At 72.1% G+C, this 18,583-nt stretch carries 17 protein-coding genes and 2 pseudogenes; 12 read left to right on the top strand and 7 right to left on the bottom strand.

Features of this window, described 5'->3' with window-relative positions; translation table 11 throughout:
• Positions 1-5: 5 nt before the first annotated feature.
• The 6 genes and pseudogenes from AB0H62_RS28720 to AB0H62_RS28695 all read left to right on the top strand — a co-directional run.
• On the top strand, positions 6-1,787 hold the full coding sequence (locus tag AB0H62_RS28720; protein ID WP_360589350.1) for an NAD(P)H-dependent oxidoreductase subunit E: 1,782 nt from the start codon (positions 6-8) through the stop codon (positions 1,785-1,787).
• Positions 1,784-2,707 carry a 2Fe-2S iron-sulfur cluster-binding protein gene (locus AB0H62_RS28715; protein WP_360589348.1) on the top strand — a complete coding sequence of 308 codons (924 nt, stop codon included), beginning with the start codon at positions 1,784-1,786 and terminating at the stop codon, positions 2,705-2,707. Before AB0H62_RS28720 ends, AB0H62_RS28715 begins: the two co-directional genes overlap by 4 nt.
• Before the next feature lie 126 nt (positions 2,708-2,833).
• Positions 2,834-3,919, top strand: a complete 1,086-nt coding sequence (locus tag AB0H62_RS28710) for an acyl-CoA dehydrogenase family protein (protein ID WP_360589346.1) — start codon at positions 2,834-2,836, stop codon at positions 3,917-3,919.
• Positions 3,920-4,060: 141 nt separating this feature from the next.
• Positions 4,061-4,888 (top strand): TIM barrel protein, encoded by an 828-nt coding sequence (locus AB0H62_RS28705; RefSeq protein ID WP_360589344.1) that lies wholly within the window; start codon positions 4,061-4,063, stop codon positions 4,886-4,888.
• Positions 4,885-5,763, top strand: a complete 879-nt coding sequence (locus tag AB0H62_RS28700; RefSeq protein ID WP_360589342.1) for a 2-hydroxy-3-oxopropionate reductase — start codon at positions 4,885-4,887, stop codon at positions 5,761-5,763. The genes AB0H62_RS28705 and AB0H62_RS28700 overlap by 4 nt, the downstream gene beginning before the upstream one ends.
• 62 nt (positions 5,764-5,825) lie before the next feature.
• Positions 5,826-6,052: pseudogene (locus tag AB0H62_RS28695) on the top strand (hypothetical protein); the annotation flags it as partial.
• On the opposite strand, the gene AB0H62_RS28690 reads toward AB0H62_RS28695, so the two are convergent.
• Positions 6,049-6,861 carry a helix-turn-helix transcriptional regulator gene (locus AB0H62_RS28690; RefSeq protein WP_360589340.1) on the bottom strand — a complete coding sequence of 271 codons (813 nt, stop codon included), beginning with the start codon at positions 6,859-6,861 and terminating at the stop codon, positions 6,049-6,051. The pseudogene AB0H62_RS28695 and the gene AB0H62_RS28690 sit on opposite strands and share 4 nt — an antisense overlap.
• A gap of 10 nt (positions 6,862-6,871) precedes the next feature.
• Positions 6,872-7,501, bottom strand: coding sequence for a hypothetical protein (locus tag AB0H62_RS28685; RefSeq protein WP_360589338.1), 630 nt, complete (start codon positions 7,499-7,501; stop codon positions 6,872-6,874).
• 417 nt (positions 7,502-7,918) lie between these two features.
• Between AB0H62_RS28685 and AB0H62_RS28680 the strand changes: the two are divergent.
• Positions 7,919-8,608: pseudogene (locus AB0H62_RS28680) on the top strand (cobalt transporter).
• Positions 8,609-8,792: 184 nt separating this feature from the next.
• Here AB0H62_RS28680 and AB0H62_RS28675 read toward each other — a convergent pair.
• Positions 8,793-9,797 carry a cation diffusion facilitator family transporter gene (locus tag AB0H62_RS28675; RefSeq protein ID WP_360589336.1) on the bottom strand — a complete coding sequence of 335 codons (1,005 nt, stop codon included), beginning with the start codon at positions 9,795-9,797 and terminating at the stop codon, positions 8,793-8,795.
• 67 nt (positions 9,798-9,864) lie between these two features.
• Between AB0H62_RS28675 and AB0H62_RS28670 the strand changes: the two genes are divergently transcribed.
• Positions 9,865-10,227 carry a metalloregulator ArsR/SmtB family transcription factor gene (locus AB0H62_RS28670; RefSeq protein ID WP_360589334.1) on the top strand — a complete coding sequence of 121 codons (363 nt, stop codon included), beginning with the start codon at positions 9,865-9,867 and terminating at the stop codon, positions 10,225-10,227.
• A gap of 65 nt (positions 10,228-10,292) precedes the next feature.
• Positions 10,293-10,790: a MarR family transcriptional regulator gene (locus AB0H62_RS28665; protein ID WP_220240603.1), complete on the top strand. Its 498-nt coding sequence runs from the start codon at positions 10,293-10,295 to the stop codon at positions 10,788-10,790.
• 334 nt (positions 10,791-11,124) lie between these two features.
• On the opposite strand, the gene AB0H62_RS28660 is transcribed toward AB0H62_RS28665, so the two are convergent.
• Complete coding sequence (locus tag AB0H62_RS28660; RefSeq protein WP_220240604.1) at positions 11,125-11,604, bottom strand: single-stranded DNA-binding protein; 480 nt, start codon at positions 11,602-11,604, stop codon at positions 11,125-11,127.
• Positions 11,605-11,799: 195 nt separating this feature from the next.
• Between AB0H62_RS28660 and AB0H62_RS28655 the strand changes: the two genes are divergently transcribed.
• Positions 11,800-14,010, top strand: a complete 2,211-nt coding sequence (locus AB0H62_RS28655; RefSeq protein WP_360589331.1) for a glycoside hydrolase family 15 protein — start codon at positions 11,800-11,802, stop codon at positions 14,008-14,010.
• 212 nt (positions 14,011-14,222) lie between these two features.
• Here the strand turns inward: AB0H62_RS28655 and AB0H62_RS28650 are convergent, their stop codons facing one another.
• Complete coding sequence (locus tag AB0H62_RS28650) at positions 14,223-15,050, bottom strand: SDR family oxidoreductase (RefSeq protein WP_360589330.1); 828 nt, start codon at positions 15,048-15,050, stop codon at positions 14,223-14,225.
• A gap of 91 nt (positions 15,051-15,141) precedes the next feature.
• Here AB0H62_RS28650 and AB0H62_RS28645 point away from each other — a divergent pair, with 91 nt between their 5' ends.
• On the top strand, positions 15,142-16,014 hold the full coding sequence (locus tag AB0H62_RS28645; protein ID WP_360589328.1) for a helix-turn-helix transcriptional regulator: 873 nt from the start codon (positions 15,142-15,144) through the stop codon (positions 16,012-16,014).
• Here the strand turns inward: AB0H62_RS28645 and AB0H62_RS28640 are convergent.
• Both AB0H62_RS28640 and AB0H62_RS28635 read right to left on the bottom strand, forming a co-directional pair.
• Positions 15,947-16,816 carry a hypothetical protein gene (locus AB0H62_RS28640; protein ID WP_360589326.1) on the bottom strand — a complete coding sequence of 290 codons (870 nt, stop codon included), beginning with the start codon at positions 16,814-16,816 and terminating at the stop codon, positions 15,947-15,949. The genes AB0H62_RS28645 and AB0H62_RS28640 overlap by 68 nt on opposite strands.
• Positions 16,813-17,814: an SPFH domain-containing protein gene (locus tag AB0H62_RS28635; protein ID WP_220240609.1), complete on the bottom strand. Its 1,002-nt coding sequence runs from the start codon at positions 17,812-17,814 to the stop codon at positions 16,813-16,815. The genes AB0H62_RS28640 and AB0H62_RS28635 overlap by 4 nt, the downstream gene beginning before the upstream one ends.
• Positions 17,815-17,896: 82 nt before the next feature.
• Here AB0H62_RS28635 and AB0H62_RS28630 point away from each other — a divergent pair, with 82 nt between their 5' ends.
• On the top strand, positions 17,897-18,583 hold the full coding sequence (locus AB0H62_RS28630) for an NUDIX domain-containing protein (protein WP_220240610.1): 687 nt from the start codon (positions 17,897-17,899) through the stop codon (positions 18,581-18,583).

Below are 18,583 nucleotides of genomic sequence, written 5' to 3'. Positions count from 1 at the left end.
CGGGCATGGATCTTCAGTTCCTCGACGCGAAGGCCACCTTCGAAGAACGCGCGGCCGTGGACGCGTTGCCCGAGGGTGCGGCGCGAGACCAGTTGCTGCCCGCGCTGCACGCCGTGAACGACCGCGTGGGCTGGATCAGCCAGGGCGCTCTGAACTACATCTGCGAGAAGCTGCACGTGCCGCCGGCCGACGCGTACGGCGTGGCGAGCTTCTACTCGCTGTTCTCTCTCACCGAGCGGCCGGAGCGCGTGGTGCACGTGTGCACCGACCTCGCGTGCCGGGTCAACGGGGCCGACACGGTGTGCGACACGCTCACCGAGCACGTCGGCCCCGCGGGCAAGGCACGCGGCGGTGTGACGTGGCTGCGCAGCCCGTGCCTGGGTGTGTGCGAGAAGGCGCCCGCGGCGCTGGCGTTCGAGGCCGGCGACCCGGCGGGCAGCGAGCTGCTCGCGCCCGCCACCGGAGCGGAGGTAGTGCTCGCCGCTGGCCGCTCTCCGGCTACGGAGGAGGGCGCCGCGCCGGTGCTGCACCAGACGGATCGGGAGTCGCTCAAGCTGCTGCACCGGGTCGGGGCTGTCGACCCGGAAAGCCTCGACGACTACCGCGCCACCGGCGGCTACGCGGCGCTGCGCAACGCGTTGCAGCTCGGCCCGAACGGCGTGATCCGCGAGGTCACCGACTCCGGGCTGATGGGCCGCGGCGGCGCCGCTTTCCCGACCGGGCGCAAGTGGGAGGGCGCCGCGCGCCAGCCCGCTCTGCCGCACTACCTGGTGTGCAACGCGGACGAGAGCGAGCCCGGCACGTTCAAGGACCGCGTGCTGCTGGAGGGCGACCCGTTCGCGCTGGTCGAGGCGATGACGATCGCCGGGTTCGCGACCGGCGCCACCCTCGGCTACCTGTACCTGCGAGGCGAGTACCCGCGGGCGCGCCGGCTCGTGCAGAACGCGATCGACGTCGCCCGCGAGCGCGGGTTCCTCGGCACCGACATCATGGGCCACGAGGGGTTCTCGTTCGACATCGAGATCCGCCGCGGCGCCGGTGCCTACATCTGCGGCGAGGAAACGGCGATCTTCAACTCGATCGAGGGCTTCCGCGGGGAGCCGAGGTCGAAGCCGCCGTTCCCGACCGAGCAGGGCCTGTTCGGCAAGCCGACGGTGGTGAACAACGTCGAGACGCTGGTCAACGTGCCGCTGATCCTCACCGCAGGCTACGCGGCGTACCGGGAGATCGGCACGGAGAAATCGGCTGGGCCCAAGCTGTTCTGCCTGTCGGGCAACGTGCGCAAGCCCGGCGTGTACGAGGTCCCGTTCGGCACCACGCTGCGCGAGCTGCTGGAGCTGGCCGGGGGAGTGCCGGAAGGCCGCGAGCTGCGGGCGGTGCTGCTGGGCGGCGCGGCCGGCGGGTTCGTGCGGCCCGACGAGCTCGACCTGCCGCTGACGATGGAGGACGCGCGCGCCGCCGGCACCACGCTCGGCTCCGGCGTCGTCCTGGCGCTGGACGACAAAGCCGACCTCGGCGGGTTCCTGCTGCGCATCGCGTCGTTCTTCCGCGACGAGTCGTGCGGGCAGTGCGTGCCCTGCCGGATCGGGACGGTCCGGCAGGAGGAGGCGGTGAGCCGCATCGTCGGCGGCCGCAAACTGAGTACCGGTGCGGACGATCTGGCGCTGCTGCGGGAGGTCGGGCAGGTGATGCGGGACTCGTCGATCTGCGGGCTGGGGCAGACGGCGTGGAACGCGATCGAGTCGGCCGTCGAGCGGCTGGGTGCGTTGGACGGAGCGGAGTCATGACGATCGTCGAACTGGGTCTGCCGAAGCGCCTCGTCGAGTTCACTGTGGACGGTCAGGCCGTCAGTGTGCCCGAGGGTGCCACGATTCTCGACGCCTGCTCGGCGGTGGGGAAGGAGATCCCCACGCTGTGCTACGGCGACACGCTCAAGCCCGCCAACGCGTGCCGCGTGTGCATGGTGGAGGTCGAGGGCTCGCGGACCCTGGTGCCTTCGTGCTCGCGCAAGGCGGAGCCGGGCATGGTCGTGCACACGGATTCCGAGCGCACGCGGACCAGCCGCAAGGTGGTGCTGGAACTGCTCGGGTCGGCGACGGACCTGTCGACCACGCCCGGCGTCGCCGAATGGATGGCGGAGGCGGGCGCCGACCCCGAGCGGTTCGGCCCGCCGGCGCCGCCTTCCGACGATCGCGACGACGCGCTGCCGGGCGAGCACGAGCCCGTCGACGGTCTCACCGCGGCCACCGTGCGTCAGCCGGTCAAGGTGGACAACGCGCTCTACGTGCGGGACTACGGCAAGTGCATCCTGTGCTACAAGTGCGTGGACGCGTGCGGTGAGCAGTGGCAGAACTCGTTCGCGATCTCCGTGGCCGGGCGTGGGTTCGGTGCGCGGATCTCCACGGAGTTCTCGACGCCGCTGCCCGACAGCGCGTGTGTCTACTGTGGAAACTGCGTCGAGGTCTGTCCCACGGGCGCGCTCAGCTTCAAGGCCGAGCACGACAAACGCGAGGACGGCACCTGGGACGAGTCCGCCCAGACGGAAACCACGACCGTGTGCACGTTCTGCGGGGTCGGCTGCAACCTCACCCTGCACGTGCAGGACAACGAGATCGTGAAGGTCACCAGCCCGCACGACAGCTCCGTGACCCACGGAAACCTCTGCATCAAGGGCCGCTTCGGCTGGCAGCACGTGCAGAACACCTGAGGGCGATCCCGGACCGCCTTCCCTCGGACCCGCCGTCTCCCGTCCCGGCCGCCTTCACCGCGGACGTGCGGGACGGCGGGTCCCGCGCGCTCTTTTCCTTGCGGCAAACCCCGAACGAAGGGGGCAATGGTGCCTTCTGTCGAAGAAATCTCCCGAACCGTGGCCACAACCGTCGCGCCGGCCGCGGCCGAGGCCGACCGGCTCGCGCGGTTCCCACGAGCGGCGGTGGCCGCGTTGAGCCGCAAGGGTGTGCTCGCGATGACGGCGTCGCGGCGCCTCGGTGGCGGTGGCCACGGGCTGGCGGAAGCCGCGCGGGTGGTCGAGGTGGTGGCGCGTTCGTGCGCGAGCACGGCCACCGTGCTGCGTTCGCACTTCGCGGCCGTCGCGGTGCTGGAGGCGCACGCCGACCAGTCCGTGCGCGCGGACCTCGCCGCGGGCCGCCACCTCAGCACGCTGGCGCTGTCCGACGCGGCGCCGGGCAGCCGGCTGCTCGCGCCCGACGGCGTGGCCAGTGCCCACGGCGGGGTCGTCGACCTGGCGGGCCGGAAGGCGGGTGTGATCGCGGCGGGCGAGGCCGACAGCTACGTGTGGTCGACCCGGCCGGCGAGTGGCCGGGGCGCCGCGACGCTGTGGTTCGTGCCCGGTCACGCGCCGGGCTTGTTCGTGCCCGCTTCGGGCGGCGGCCTGGGGTTGCGGGCGTCCGCGGCCACCACGGTGTGTGCGGATCCCGTGCAGCTGCCCGAAAACACGATCCTCGGACGAGACGGTGACGGCGCCGAGGTGGTGCTGGATCTGGCGCTGCCGTGGTTTCTCGGTCTCGGCGCGGTCGTCGCGCTGGGGCTCGCGGAGGCGGCGATCGAGCGGGTCGCCGCGGGTGGTACCGGCGCGGCGCGCACGGAGCTGGCGCGGATGCGCCTGCGGGCTTCGACCGTGCGGGTGCTGGCCGCTGACGCGTTCGCGACGTACAGCTGGGACCCCGCCCACGCCCTGGCGAAGTTCTTCCACCTCTGGCTGTCCGCGGGGGAAGCCGTCACGGCCATCACCGAGGCGGCGCTGCGACTGTCCTCGGCCTATCCCGGCGACGCCGTGCTCGAACGGTGCTTCCGCGACGCACGGGCGCACTGTGCGCTGGAGCCGACCGTCGACACCGTGGTGGACCTCGCGGCCCGCGCCGACGGTGCCGCGGTGCCGGAACTGCACTCCGCTCTTTAACTGCGTGCCCTCTAGCGGCGTGCGCTCCGACCCGTGGCCGTTGACCGCGTGCCAGTCGGGCGACTAGTCTCGATATACGGAAGAAATATTCCGCGATGCGAAATGACGAGGTCAGAGCAATCCGATGAGCCGAGGTATCCGATGACCGGTCCCGCCGGGGTGCGGCACTCGCTGCCCTACACCGCCAACCTGTCGATCCTGTTCACCGAGCTCCCGCTGCTCGAGCGCGCGCAGGCCGCTCGGGCAGCGGGCTTCACCGCGGTCGAGTACTGGTGGCCGTTCGACAGCGCCGACCCGCGGCCGGTCGAGGTCGAGAAGTTCGTGCGCTCCATCGAGCAGGCCGGCGTGCGGCTGACCGGGCTCAACCTGTACGCGGGCGACATGGCCGCGGGCGAGCGCGGGCTCGTGTCGTGGGTCGGGCGCGAGGCCGAGTTCGCGGTGAGCCTGACGATCGCGATCGGGATCGCTGACCGGCTCGGCTGTCGCAGCTTCAACGCGCTGTACGGCAACCGGCTCGACGGCGTCGCACCGTCCGAACAGGACGCGCTGGCGCTGGAGCACCTGGCCACGGCCGCGGAGGCGGCGGGCAAGATCGGGGCTCAGATCGTGGTCGAGCCGCTGTCGGGCACGCCGGCGTACCCACTGAAGACGGCGGCCGACGCCGTCGCGGTGGCCGACCGGCTGGGGCTGGACAACGTGCTGCTGCTCGCGGACCTCTACCACCTGGCGGTGAACGGCGACGACCTCGACTCCGTGATCGCCGGGTACACCCCGCGCACCGGGCACGTGCAGATCGCCGACGCGCCGGGCCGGCACCAGCCGGGCACGGGGGAGCTGGACCTCGAGGGACACCTGGAAAAGCTGGAGGCGGCGGGCTACCGCGGGCACGTGGGGATCGAGTACAAACCGGACGGTCCCACGCTCGCGTCGCTGGCCTGGCTGCCGGAAGAGCGAAGGGGAGACAAATGAGCAAGGTGGGATTCATCGGCCTGGGCGTGATGGGCACGCCGATGGCCGCGCACCTGGCCGGTGCGGGACACGACGTGAGCGGTTTCGACCTGAGCGCCGACGCGCTGGCGAAGCTGACCGCCGCGGGCGGGCGCGCGGCGTCCGACGTGGCCGACGCGGTGGCCGAGGCGGACGTGGTCGTCACGATGCTGCCCGACCACCCGCAGGTCGAGCAGGTGGTGCTGGCGGCGGGCGGGGTCCTCGACGTCGTCAAGCCAGGCACGCTGCTGGCCGACATGAGCACCATCCGGCCGGAGACCTCGATCGCCGTCGCGAAGGCCGGTGGCGCCAAGGGGATCCGGGTGCTCGACGCGCCGGTCTCCGGCGGCCAGGCGGGCGCGGAGCAGGCCGCACTGTCCATCATGGTCGGTGGCGAGGCCGAGGACTTCGAGGCGGCCAAGCCGATCTTCGAGGTGCTCGGCAAGACGATCGTCCACGTGGGACCCCACGGCGCGGGCCAGGTCGTGAAGGCCGCCAACCAGCTCGTGGTCGGCGGCATCTACGGGCTGGTCGCCGAGGCGATCGTGCTGCTGGAAGCGTCCGGGGTGGACGCCGGCACCGGGCTCGACGTGCTGGCGGGCGGGCTCGCCGGCAGCCGGATCCTGGAGCTCAAGCGCAAGTCGATGGTCGCGCGGCAGTTCCAGCCGGGCTTCCGGATCGACCTGCACCACAAGGACATGGGCATCGCGCTCGCGGCCGCGCGCCAGGCCGACGTCGCCCTGCCGCTGACCGGGCTGGTCGCCCAGCTCGTGGCCGCGGGGCGCGCCATGGGCCACGGCTCGCTGGACCACTCGGCGCTGCTGAAGGTCGTCGAAGAGCTCTCCGGACGCGACTGACGAGGAGACACGGCCGGGTGGTCGTGCACGACGGGCAACGTCGGCGTCGCGTTCGGCTCCCCGGCGCGGACAACGTGAAGATCATGGCGGCCCCCGCAGCTGCTCCGGCACCCGTGTGGTCGACCCAGGCGAGATCCGGCTGGTGCTCGTCGAGATCGTGATCGAGCGCGAGGCCAACGCGGCGATGGGCGCGGCGCTCGGCGCGGTGAAGGTGTTCGAGAGCGCGAGCTGTGCTTCTGCCGCGGGCGGGTCCGGGTGTGCGGGACCAGCCTGCGGCAGTGCCTTCTAATTGCTGTCGACGAGGTTGGCCAGCGACGCGAGCGTTTCAGCGTGGCGGCTGCCCGGGACGGCGTGGAAGACCACCAGCGACAGCGCGTCCGGGCCGGGGAGGGTGAGCTTGTCGCTGTGCAGGTCGAGGGGGCCGGCGGCCGGGTGGCGGAAGCGGGCGAGGTGGTCGGTGCGGGGCTTGATGTCGTGGCGGGACCACAGTTCGCGGAAGCGCTCGCTCTTCGCGGAGAGCTCGGTGACGAGTTCGGTGGCGGCGGGGTCGCCGACGTCGCGGCCGAGCGAGGCGCGCAGGCCGCCCACGCCGTCGGCCGTCATCTCGTCCCAGTCCACGCGGAAGTCCTGCTCGGCGGGGTCGAGAAACACTTCGCGCAGGAGGTTGTGCCCGGGTGCGTAGCGGGGCGAGAGTGCGGTGGCGATGGCGTTGGCGGCGAGGACGTTGGTCAGGCGGTCCTGCACGTACGCCGGCGTGGCCGGCCAGGTGCCGATCAGCTCGGCGATGCTCGGCGGCGCCACCGGAGCCGGCCCGACGGCCGTGGCGGGCGCGGGCGCGGTGAGGCTGTGGAGGTGGTTCGTGGCGTCGTCGTCGAGGCCCAGCACGCGAGCCAGCGCGTCGAGGACCTGCGCGGACGGGTTCTGGTCGCGGCCCTGCTCGAGGCGCATGTAGTAGTCGCTGCTGATCCCGGCCAGCAGCGCCAGCTCCTCGCGGCGCAGGCCGCGCACGCGCCGCCGCCCGCCGGCGGGCAGGCCGACGTCTTCGGGCGACACGAGCTGGCGCCGCGCCCGGAGGTAGTCGCCGAGGAGGTTGTCCACGCCCGACAGTCTACGAGAGCGCGGCCAGGAGTCCGAAGTAGACGGCGCCGCCCACCACCACGCCCACGAAGACGCCGCTGGTCACCTCGGCCGTCGTGTGGTCGCCCAGCTCCACGCGCGACCACGCGACCCACAGCACGAACGGCATCAGCAGGAGCAGCCACGGCCCGTACACCCACACGAGCATCACCGTCGCGCCCGCGGCGACCTCGGCGTGGATGGAGATCTTGAACTTCAGCCCGAACGTGATCGCCACCGCCACCACGAGGCACGCCAGCTCGGTCGCCGTGAGCGCGATCAGTTCTTCAGGAGCCCCACCGACGATCAGCGCCACGAACCCCGCCGCCAGCGAGGTCAGGCACACCGCGAGCGGCACCACCCGACCCGCCCGGTTGGTCACGTGGTGCGAGTCCCACTTCCCGCGCCGCGCCCCGCGCACGATGACGGCCATGGGAATCAGCGATCCCGTGACGCCCACGACGAGCCCCCACAGAACCGTCGCCCCGACCCGGTGGCCGGTCACCTCCCACGCCACTGCGAGCGGCAACCCCAGCACCCACACCCACGGCGCCAACACCTCCGTCGCGGCGCGCGCCGCGCCCCGCCGAACCCCACCGGACGCCGAGACGGTCGAGGACATCGGTCTCCTTGCGTTGGGGATCCGCGGTTTTCGCGGACAGCTTGGAGATCTTACGGCGTTCCGCGTTGGCCTTTGCGGAGGTCTTCGGTTCAGGGTCTGTCAAAGAGATCGTACTTTTCAGCGCATGCGGAGCTGTGAAACCCGCGAACCAGCCCTCGCCCGAGCCGGCCGCGTCCCGGCAGACCCGACGCCGTGCCGCATTCTCATCGCCGTCCTGACGGCGTCGCCTACCCGGCGCGCTTGGCCGAGACGCACGGGTTGAGCAGGCTCAACGAGCCGCGGCTCGCGCCGGCGGCTGTCGAGGAGAGCCGGGTGCGATTCGGCTGGTCTTTCACTGCGCCGGAGGCTTGCCCAAGCGGCAACGCGTGGTTGGGGGTCGGTTGTGGGCGACGACCTGCTCGGCACGGAGGTGGCGTGATGAGTCACGAGGCGCGGGTCGAACCCGCGGCTGCCGACGAGTGCTGCGGCGGTGCCGATTGCTGTGCGCCCGAGCCGGCTTCCTCGGGCGTTCGTCCTCGGGCGTTGGCGGTGGCGGGGGCGCGTGTTGGCGCGCCGGGCGCGGTGGCTTGGCCGATGGCGCACAACGTGGTCGAGGCCGTGGTCGCGCTGGTCGCGCGGGAGGCGGCGGGCTCGGGTGCGCTGATGGCGTTCGGGCTGGGATTCAGTGGTCGAGGTGGCGTCAGAGGCGGCGGTGGCATGGCAGTTCGCCGGGGCGGATCCGGAACGGCGGGAGCCCCCGGCGCTGAAGGCGATCGGTGTGTCGTTCTTCGCGTTGGCGGCGTACGTCGTGGCCGACGCCGTGGGGCGCTGGTGCGAGGCGCGAGGCACTCGACCGTCGGGATCGGGCTGGTCGCGGTGTCGCCGGCAGTGACGCCGGTGCTGTCGGGCGCGCAGCGCAGAGCCGGCCGCGAGCTCGGCTCCGCGAGCGCCGTGGCCGACTCCAGGCGGACCCTGCTGTGCCCTTACCTCTCGGCGGTGTTGCCGGCCGGGCTGCTGCTCAACACGCTGTTCGGCTGGTACTGGGCCGATCCGGTCGTCGCGCTGGTCATCGCGGTGGTCGCGGTGCCGGAGGGCCGCGAGGCCTGGCGCGGGCCGCACTGCTGTTGAGTGTGCGCCAGCCCGCGGTCGCGGCCCAGCCACCACTGCAACCCCCGCAGCACCACCGCGAACGCGATGAACACGCCCACCAGCAGCACCGAACCGTCGAGATCACTCACCGCACGCCCTCTTCCCACGCATCACCCTGACGAACCCCAGCGTGCGGCGGCACGGCCCGGCTCGCCTCCGGCGCTCACGCTTCCTTGACGCCCGCGGGAACGACGTTGACGTCACGCGCCGGGTGCGCGTGGATCAACGCCCGCGCGAGCCGCGGCAAGGCCGTCGCCATGCGCTGCTCAGCGGTGTGCGCGATGCCGTGCGCCTCGGCCAGCGTGCGGCCCGGGTCGACCGACACCTCTGCCTCGGCTGCGAGGGTGTGGCCGATCCAGCGCAGCCGGATCACATCGACGCCCAGCACGCCGGGCGTCTCGGCGAGCGCGTGCTCGGCGTCGTCCACCAGGTGCGGGTCGACGGCGTCGAGCAGCCGGCCGAACACCTCGCGCGCGGCGTCGCGCAGCACCAGCACGATCGCCACCGTGATGAGCAGGCCCACCACCGGATCGGCCCACGTCCAGCCGACGAGCGCCCCGCCCGCCGCGAGCACCACGGCGAGGCTCGCGAACCCGTCGGTCCGCGCGTGGAGCCCGTCCGCGACGAGCGCCGCCGACCCGATCTGCCGCCCGACGCGGATGCGGAAGCGCGCGACGAGCTCGTTGCCCACGAAACCGATCACGCCGGCGAGCGCCACCCACCCGGCGCCCGTGATCGGGCGCGGGTTCAGGAGGCGGTCGATCGCCTCGTATCCCGCGAGCGCCGCGGACCCGGCCATCACCACCAGGATCACCAGGCCGGCGAGATCTTCGGCGCGCCCGAGCCCGTGCGTGAAGCGGCGCGTCGCCTGCCTCCGCGCGAGCAAGAACGCGACGGCGAGCGGCACGGCGGTCAGCGCGTCGGCGAAGTTGTGCAACGTGTCGCCGAGCAAAGCGACCGACCCGGTGAACCCGACCACCACGAGCTGGGCGACCGCCGTCGCCAGCAGCCCGGCGAACGACAGCCACAACGCGCGCATCCCGGAGCGGCTCGCCTCGAGCGTGTCGTCGACGAGCTCCGCCGACTCGTGGCTGTGCGGTTTCAGGGCGTGCCTGAGCCGGGTCCAGTTCCCGTGGCCGTGCCCATGCCCGTGTCCTGCGCTTTCCATGTCCGGAACGGTAGCAGAACGAATGAAGATATGTTCATGTCTCCTGCGGTGTTCTAGTCTCCTCTCCATGGGACACGGGGTGGAAGGGCGCCGCCGCCCCGCGGGACCGCTCGACGCGACCACCGCGGCCGCGGTGGCCACCACGCTGCAGGCGCTCGCGACCCCGAGCCGCTTGCTGATCCTCAGCGCGCTGAGCGAACAGCCCCTCGCCGTCGGCGACCTGGTGGCCGCGGTCGGGATGGAGCAGTCGGCCGTGTCGCACCAGCTGCGGCTGCTGCGCAACCTCGGGCTGGTCGTCGGCACTCGCCACGGCCGCAGCATCGTCTACAGCCTGCACGACAACCACGTCGCCCAGCTGCTCGACGAAGCCGTCTACCATAGCGAACACCTGCGGCTCGGGGTCGCGGACCGCGCGGGGGAAGCCGGGTAGGTCGCGCCGGCTTCGGGGTGTGTCTCGGGCGGTGGGTGCTCCCTTCGTTCGCCTAGACTTCAGGTGTGAGTGAGTCTTGCGATGCCGTCGACGAGGTCATCGCGCAGTGGCGGCAGGAACGGCCGGACCTGGACCTGTCCGCCATGGACGTGTTCGGCCGGCTCGCCCAGCTGACCCGGCTGGTCGAGTCCGCGGTGGAGCGCGTGTTCACCGAGCACGGCCTGCGCCCCGGCGAGTTCGACGTGCTCGCCGCGCTGCGCCGAACGGGCCCGCCCTACACGCTCACCCCCTCCGAGCTCTCGGCCGCGCTGATGACCTCCCGCGCCGGCATGACCAACCGCCTCGACCGCTTGGAGGCAGCGGGGTACGTCGAGCGCAGCCTCGACCCGGCCGACCGCCGCAGCTTCCGCATCACCCTTACCCCCGCCGGCCGCGACGTCATCGACGCGACCCTCACCGACCACGCCGCGGGTCTCGCGAAACTCCTTTCTTCGGCCACCAGCCCCGACGACGCGGCGACGTTGAGCCGCATCCTCAAGGCCATGCTCGCCGAACTCGGCTGACGCCGCGGCGGACGACAGCCTGAATCATCCTTTGTGGACGGATCCAGGGACGCCGGGTCTCGGCCACCAGCGACGACGGTGGTGAGGCGACCGCCGCGAACTGGCCGCCGTGCCGCCGCGACAGCCGGCACGGCGTTCCGGCGCGGCGGCCACCAGGCAGGCTCGACCGCCGTGCCGGCGGCGCTGATGGCCATCCGCGCCATCCCCGTGCCGACGGACAAGTGACAATTTTGCAGGCCGCCGCGACTGCAGTGGACCGAGTGCCATCAGTTGGCCGCTGCGCTTTCGCGACGGCCAGTAGTGGGCGTGCTTCACCGTGCGCCGGCAGGCAAAGTCAGAACGGCGGATCCCCCGCACCCGCCGCGACCGGCATCCCGGCGGCGGCCTGGGACCACGGGCTGTCGGAACCGCCCGAACTCTCCGGGGAATCACCAGCAGGCGGCCCGGAACGGTTGGCGCGGTTGACTTTTGCCGTGGCGTAGCGCAGGGAGGGGCCGATTTCGTCGACCTGGAGTTCCACGACGGTGCGGCGTTCGCCTTCCTTGGTGTCGTAGGAACGTTGGGTGAGACGGCCCTGAACGATGACGCGCGCGCCGCGGGTGAGGGATTCCGCGGCGTTTTCCGCGGGCTGGCGCCAGAGCGCGCAGCGTAGGAAGAGGGCTTCGCCGTCTTTCCATTCGCCGGAGGCGCGGTCGAAGGTGCGCGGGGTGGACGCGACGGTGAAGTTGGCGACTGCGGCGCCGGACGGGGTGAAGCGCAGCTCCGGGTCGGACGTGAGGTTGCCGACGATGGTGACGACCGTGTCTCCGGCCATGGTGTTCTCCTCGGGTTCCGGCGGCGCCCCGGGGTGAGGGCCGCTTCCGGGATTCAGGAGACCATCCGGGTACGACAGTTTCTCCGACCGTGGCCGTCACCCCATCAGGTGGTGTGCCGGAACCCTTCCTTCGGCCGTGGCCGGATCGGCGCCGCCACGGCACGATGGGCGGCCGAGGCTGCGGAGAGGGAGCGGATGAGGACCTGGAAGAAGGCGCGTGCGGGAGTGCTGGCGCTGGCATTGGTGGCGAGCATCGCGGCAACCCCCGCGAGTGGCACCGCGACCGACTGCTGCGGTGGCCCCTCGTCCTGGACCACCGGGGACAAGTCCGCACTCGGCACCTCGGCGACGACGCAGAGCCCCGTTTGGTTCACCGTCGCGAACGGCGTGACGTCCGAGGTCTTCTACCCACGCGTGGACGTCCCCGAGACGCAGGACATGCAGTACGTGATCACCGACGGCTCCTCCTTCGTCGACCTCGAACGCGACGCCACGAACCACGTCGTCTCGATGCCCGACGAGAAGTCCCTCGAATACACCGTCACCAACACCGCGAAGAGCGGCCGCTACCGCATCACGACCACGTATGTCACCGACCCGGCCCGTGCGACGCTCGTGACCCGCACCCGGTTCCAGTCGCTCGACGGTGGCACGTATCGGCTTTACCTGCTCGCCAACCCGTCCATGGCGGGTGGCGCGGGCGGGGACACGGCGTCGTGGGACGGCAGTGGGCTCGTGGCGAGTGGCACGGAGAACCTCTTCGGCACGACGACCACCGTCGTGTCGTCGCTGCGGGTGTCGACCGGGTTTTCCGCGCACGACAACGGATACTCCGGCGCCGCCAGCGACTGTCTCGTCGACCTGCGCGCCGATCATACGCTGGACGACGGGTTCGACTCCGTCTCCGGCGCCGGCAACGTCGTCCAGTGTGGACAGATCCCGGTCGCCGCGGACACGACCTTCACCGTCGCCCTCGGGTACGGCTCGACCGCACAAGCCGCGACGAGTGCGGCAACCGGTTCACTGACCGCGGGTTTCGGCTCGCTGGAATCCGGCTACCGCACGGGCTGGAACTCCTACGTCGGCAGCCTCAAGCCCGCGCCGGTCAGCGTCTCGGGGGATCAGCAGCGGCGCCGCGCGTATTACGTCGCCGCGATGGCGTTGCACGCGGCCGAGGACAAGACGTTCCGCGGAGCCAGCGTGGCCGGGCTCGCGACGCCGTGGGGCGACGTCGTCAACGGCGACAGCCTCGGCGACGGTTACCACCGCGTGTGGGGCCGTGACCTCTACCAACAGGCCACCGGTCTCTTGGCCGCCGGCGACACCGCACAGCCGAAACGCATGGCGCAGTTCCTGTGGGGCTCGCAGTGGATCGGCTCGCCGACCGCCGGCGACGGCACGACGTACCCGGCCGGCGCCTTCCCGCGCTACAGCCCCGTGAGCGGCGTCGCCGGCGCCAGTGCCCAGCAGCTCGGGTGCTGCGAGCAGCTCGACCAGGACGCCGACGCGATCGTGCTCGCCTGGCTGACCGGTCTCACCGACACCGCCACGTACGCGAAGGTCAAGGTCACCGCCGAGCACCTGCGCACGAGCGGTCCGGCCACGACCGAACGCTGGGAAGAGCAGTACGGCCGGTCGCCGTCGTCGATCGCGGCGGAGATCGCGGGACTCGTGACGGCCGGCGCGATCGCCCGCGCGAACGGCGACACCGCGAGCGCCACCACGTGGGAGTCCACAGCGGACTCCTGGCGGGCGTCGCTCGACTCGTGGACCGTGACGACGTCCGGTTTCTGGGGCGGTCACACGTACTACGAACGGCTCGACAAGGGCACCGACCCCGACGACGGCGGCCAGATCTGCTTCGACGAAGGCTGTTTCTACGAGCACGACGTGGTCGACTTCGGCTTCCTCGACCTCGTGCGGCTCGGCGTGCGCGCGCCGTCCGACCCGACGATCGCCGCCTCGATCGCCCCGACGGCCGCCGCATCGGACGGCAACGCGCCGATGCAGGTGACCCTGCCCGACGGGGACGTCTACTTCCACCGCTACCCGCACGACAACTACGGCGAAAGCACCTCCGCCTGCACCGGCTGGCCCGCCGGCGGCCCGCAACGCTTCGGGCGGCTGTGGCCCGTGCTGTCCGGCGAACGCGGCGAGTACGAGCTCGCCAACGGCCGCTCGGCCGCGGTCTACCTCAAGTCCATGGCCGACGCCGCCAACGACGGTTACTTCATCCCCGAGCAGGTGTGGGACCGTTCGAGCGGCTGCTTCGCCTTCGGCCGTCCGACGGGCAGCGCCGCGCCCTTGATGTGGGCCGAGGGCCAGTACCTGCGGCTGGCGCAGAGCATGGACGCGGGCCACAACCTCGACACGCCTTCGGTGGTGAAGGACCGCTACGGCAGTTGAGGCCCGCCGAAAGAGGCGGTGGCTCGCGGAAGGCGCGCGTGACGCAGATGACGCGGAGCATGGCCTCGGCCGCTGATGCGCGGCTCGCACGCGACCGATGGCGGAGGTCCGGCAAAACGCGGCCGGCGTCGAGCGTCGCGGGCCGGCCACACCTCACGCGTCTCCGGTGGTGAAGCGCCGGCACGGCAGGTGAGGCGGTGGCACCGGAATGCCTACAGGTCCGTCGAGAACGCCACGCTCTTCTGCTCCCGCACCTCCGCCAGCCGTGCCTCCAGCGCGTCCGTGATCGCCGTCCACGCGTCGCTGCCCAGGACCAGGCGGCGGGGCGCCGGGGTCTGGTCCACGGTGGCGATCATGGCCGCCGCCATGCGGGCGGGGTCGCCGATGGCGAGGCTGGTGCGTTCCTCCAGGACCTGGCGGATGCGGGACGCCGGGGACACGGCGTAGGCGTCGATCTTGGGCGCCAGCTGCGAGTTGCCGTAGCGGAACTCGGTGCGGGCGCCACCTGGTTCGACGAGGGTGACGCCGATGCCGAAGGGCGCGACTTCGTCGGCGAGGGCGTCGGCGAAGCCTTCGATGCCCCACTTCGTCGCGTGGTAGAGGGAGCCGCCCGGCCAGGCGACCTGGCCGCCGACCGAGGAGAGCTGCAGGATGCGGCCGCCGCCGTCGGCGCGGAGGTGGCCCACAGCGGCGCGGATGAGCTGGATGGAGCCCAGCAGGTTCGTGTCGAGCTGGTGGCGCACCTGCTCGTCGGTGAGCTCCTCGGCTGCGCCCATGAGGCCGTAGCCGGCGTTGCTGACCACGACGTCCAGGCGCCCGAAGTGGGCGTGTGCGGCGTCGACGACCGGGCGGATGGCAGCGGTGTCGGTCATTTCCAGCAGGGAGACGTGGAACGCGGCGCCATACGACTCGACGAGGTCGGCCACCGAGTCGAGGCGGCGGACGGTGCCCGCGACGCGGTCGCCGGCGGAAAGCAGCTGTTCGGCGAGGTGCCGGCCGAAGCCGGTGCTCACGCCCGTGATGAACCAGGTTCGTGTCATGCCTCCAGCCTGGGCCGCCACAATACGACCAACCAGACCCCGCCGACAGGGGTGCCGGCAGGGCCACCTTCGGCGAATTATCGTGGGGGACATGGCGGGAAACGTGATCGGCGAGTACCTGCGCGCGCGGCGCGAGCAGGTGCGGCCGGAGGACGTCGGGATCACCGTGAACGGCCACCGGCGCGTGCCGGGTCTGCGGCGTGACGAGCTGGCGATGCTCGCGGGCATCAGCACGGAGTACTACACGCGGCTGGAGCAGGGCCGGGATCGCCACCCGTCGGCGCAGGTGCTCGACGCCGTGGCGCGCGGGCTCCGCCTCGACCGCGAGGCGACCGCGTACCTGCACGACCTCGCCGACCCTGCGCCACGCCGTCGCCGCGCTCCGGAGAGCCAGGAGAACGTCCGGTCCAGCGTCGCGCGGCTGATCGCGTCGTGGGAACAGACGCCGGCGTACGTGCAGGGCCGCTACCTCGACGTCCTCGCCGCCAACCCGATCGCCGCCGCGTTGTCGCCCGTGTACACGCCGGGCACCAACCTGCTGCGCGCCGTCCTTCTCGACTCCGCCGCGCAGGAGTTCTTCACCGGGTGGGAGGCGCGGGTGGGCGGCCTCGTCGCGAGCTTGCGCGCCGCCGGCGAGCCGGATGATCCGCGGCTGGTCGGGCTGGTCGCGGAGCTGTCGGAGGAGAGCGAGCTGTTCCGCCGCCTCTGGCCCCGCCACGACGTGCGCCCGCAGCCGGGCGGCGGGACCCACCACCTGTGCCACCCGCGGGTCGGCGAGCTGGAGCTGCAGTACGACAAGTTCGCGGTCAGCGGCGCCGAAGACCAGCTGATGGTGATCTACCACGCCGAGCCGGGCACGCGGTCGGCCGAGGCACTCCGGAAGTTGTCGGAGGGCCTCAGCGGACCAGGTGGAACGCCCGAGCCGCAGGGGCGAACGTCACCGACTGCCCGCGCGTCACGGTGACCGCGTCGTTCTCGAGGCCGTCGCCGAACGCGCTGAGGTGGTCGGACTCGACGTCGATCGTCAGCGCCGAAGTCGTGAGCTCGCCCTCGGTGAGCGAGGTCCCGGTCGTGGGGGAGGGCCACGCTTCCCGAACGAACCACACGAGCCGGCGTTCGTCGGCGGCCGGCAGGCGCAGCGGGCTGTGCCGTTCCTGCCAGACCGACCGGCACCAGCCCGTGGCACCGGTGCCGGTGCCGACCAGCAGGCCCGACGACGCCTGCCGCTCGGGGCCGAGGCGGTAACGCGCGGTCTGGTGGCTCGGGTGGCCGAGGTAGATCTCGTTGAGCGCCAAGAGCTTCTGTCCGTCGTCGGCGGTCAGTTCGACCATCGTGCGGGGCTCGACGGAGTCCAGCGAGCGCAGCAGGTCCGCCGTGGCCTCGGCTGGGTGGCGCACCAGGACGCCCGGCTCACCAGGCGTGACGCCGACGACGGGCTGGCCCGCCAGGTACTTCGCGACGTTCGCGACGAGCCCGTCCTGCCCGACGACGAGCACCACGTCCTCCGGCGTGAACAGGAAGCGCGACAGGTCCGCTCGCTCGACGCTGCCGCGGCGCCAGTCGAGGGGGATAGCGGCCGACACCGCGGTCAGCGCCCGCCGCAGCGCGGCGTCCTGCTCTACCAGGTCACGCAGCGAACGGTCACCGAGCGAACGGCCGCGCGTGGCCAGGAAGAACTCCGCCTGGCCGAGCGTGCCGTGGCGGGCGAGCAGCTCGTCGAGCTCGGTGCGCCGGTGCACCACCACGGCCCGCGGGGCGAGGCTCACGACCCGATCCCCAGCCGGGCCAGCAGCGGGGCGATCAGGTCCGGCGTGAGTACGAGGCTGTCGATCTTCGGCAAGTTCGCGGCCAGCTCCTTCACGGCCAACGCCCGCAGCACCGGCTCCGGCAGGTCGCGGTACGCGGCGAGCCTCGCGGCCTCGCCGGCCGCCTCCGCTTCGCCGAGCGTTCGCGTGGCCTCGGCCTTCACGTGCGCCAGCCGCGTCTCCCGGTTCGCGCGCGCCTCGGTCTCGATGTGGTCGGCCGCCGCGGCTTCTTCGGCCTGACGCCGGGCGTTGGCGCCTCGCTGGACGTGCAGCTGCTCCTCGCGCCGGGCGAGCTCGATCTTGTTCTGCAGCTCGTTCTCGCCGATCGCGCGCTCGCGTTCCACGGCCAGCGCGCGCCGCTCGTAGGTCGCGCGGTCGGCTTCCTGCTGCACCTTCTCTCGTGCGGTCGTCTGCAGCGCCTTCTCGACCTCCGGCTCGGCTCGGATCGCGACGACACGCACGTCGAGCACGGCCGAACCCGTCTGCGCGAGCCGCGTGTCCTCCTCGGCCAGCCCCGCGCGGATGCGGTCGCGCACGGCGCCGACACCGTCCACAAGCGCCTCCGCGAGCGGCGTGCGGGTGAGCACGTCGAGGGCGTACTGCTGCACGTTCTCCGTGAGCAGCCCGCTGATCTGCGCCAGAGGGTCGCCGCGCCAACGGCCCGTGTCCGGGTCGACGGAGAAGTCGAGGCGCTGGGCGGCGAGCGCCGGGTCGACCACACGGAACGTGAGCGCGAGCTGCACCGTCACGTCCTGGAAGTCGGCGGTGCGCGCGTGGAAGAGCAGCGGCAGCTCGCGGTCGTCTACCGGGATCTCCGACAGGGCCGCGGCCAGCGGCCGGTACCAGAATGACAGCCCGGTGCCGTCGTGCACGAGCTTGCCGCCGCGCAGGTGCCGGATGTGCGCGGTCGGCACACCCCGCAGGTGCCGGAACCCGAACCGGCGCTTGATGTCCACCATGGGGCCTCCTTATCGTCGCCGTGACGATATGGGTTCGGCGGTCTTTTCGTCAAGCTGACGGTTACGGTGTAGTGTGCGACACATGGAGGAGTTCCCGCCCAGCGCGGTCACCGTGGACCTCGTCGTGCTCACGATCACGGGGGAGCAGCTCTGCGTGCTGCTGGTGCGGCGGGGGATCGAGCCCTTCCGCGACGCCTGGGCGCTGCCCGGCGGCTTCGTCCTCGCCGACGAGGACCTCGACACCGCGGCGCGGCGCGAGCTGGCGGAGGAGACGGGCCTGGCAGCCGGCACCGTCCACATCGAACAGCTCGCGGGCTACGGCGACCCGGGCCGCGACCCGCGGCTGCGCGTGGTGACCATCGCCTACCTGGCGCTCGCGCCCGACCTGCCGGTGCCGCAGGCCGGCACGGACGCGGCCGAGGCGCGCTGGACCCCCGTCGCGAGCCTCGACCCGGCGACGCTCGCCTTCGACCACGCGAAGATCTTCACCGACGGCCTCGAACGGGCTCGCGCGAAACTCGAGTACACCCCGCTCGCCGCGGCGTTCTGCCCGCCCGAGTTCACGGTCGCCGAGCTGCGCCGCGTCTACGAGCTGGTGTGGGACGCGCGGCTGGACCCGCGCAACTTCCACCGCAAGGTCACGGGCGCCGAAGGACTCCTCGAACCAATCGGCACCACCACGACCCGCGACGGCGGCCGCCCCGCCCGGCTGTACCGGAGGGGGCCGGCCGAGCTGCTGTCGCCGCCGATGCTGCGTACCCGCGGTTGA

Origin of the sequence: Amycolatopsis sp. NPDC050768 (assembly GCF_040654155.1) — a bacterium.
Classification (GTDB): domain Bacteria; phylum Actinomycetota; class Actinomycetes; order Mycobacteriales; family Pseudonocardiaceae; genus Amycolatopsis.
This window is presented reverse-complemented; position numbering and strand designations above follow the sequence as displayed.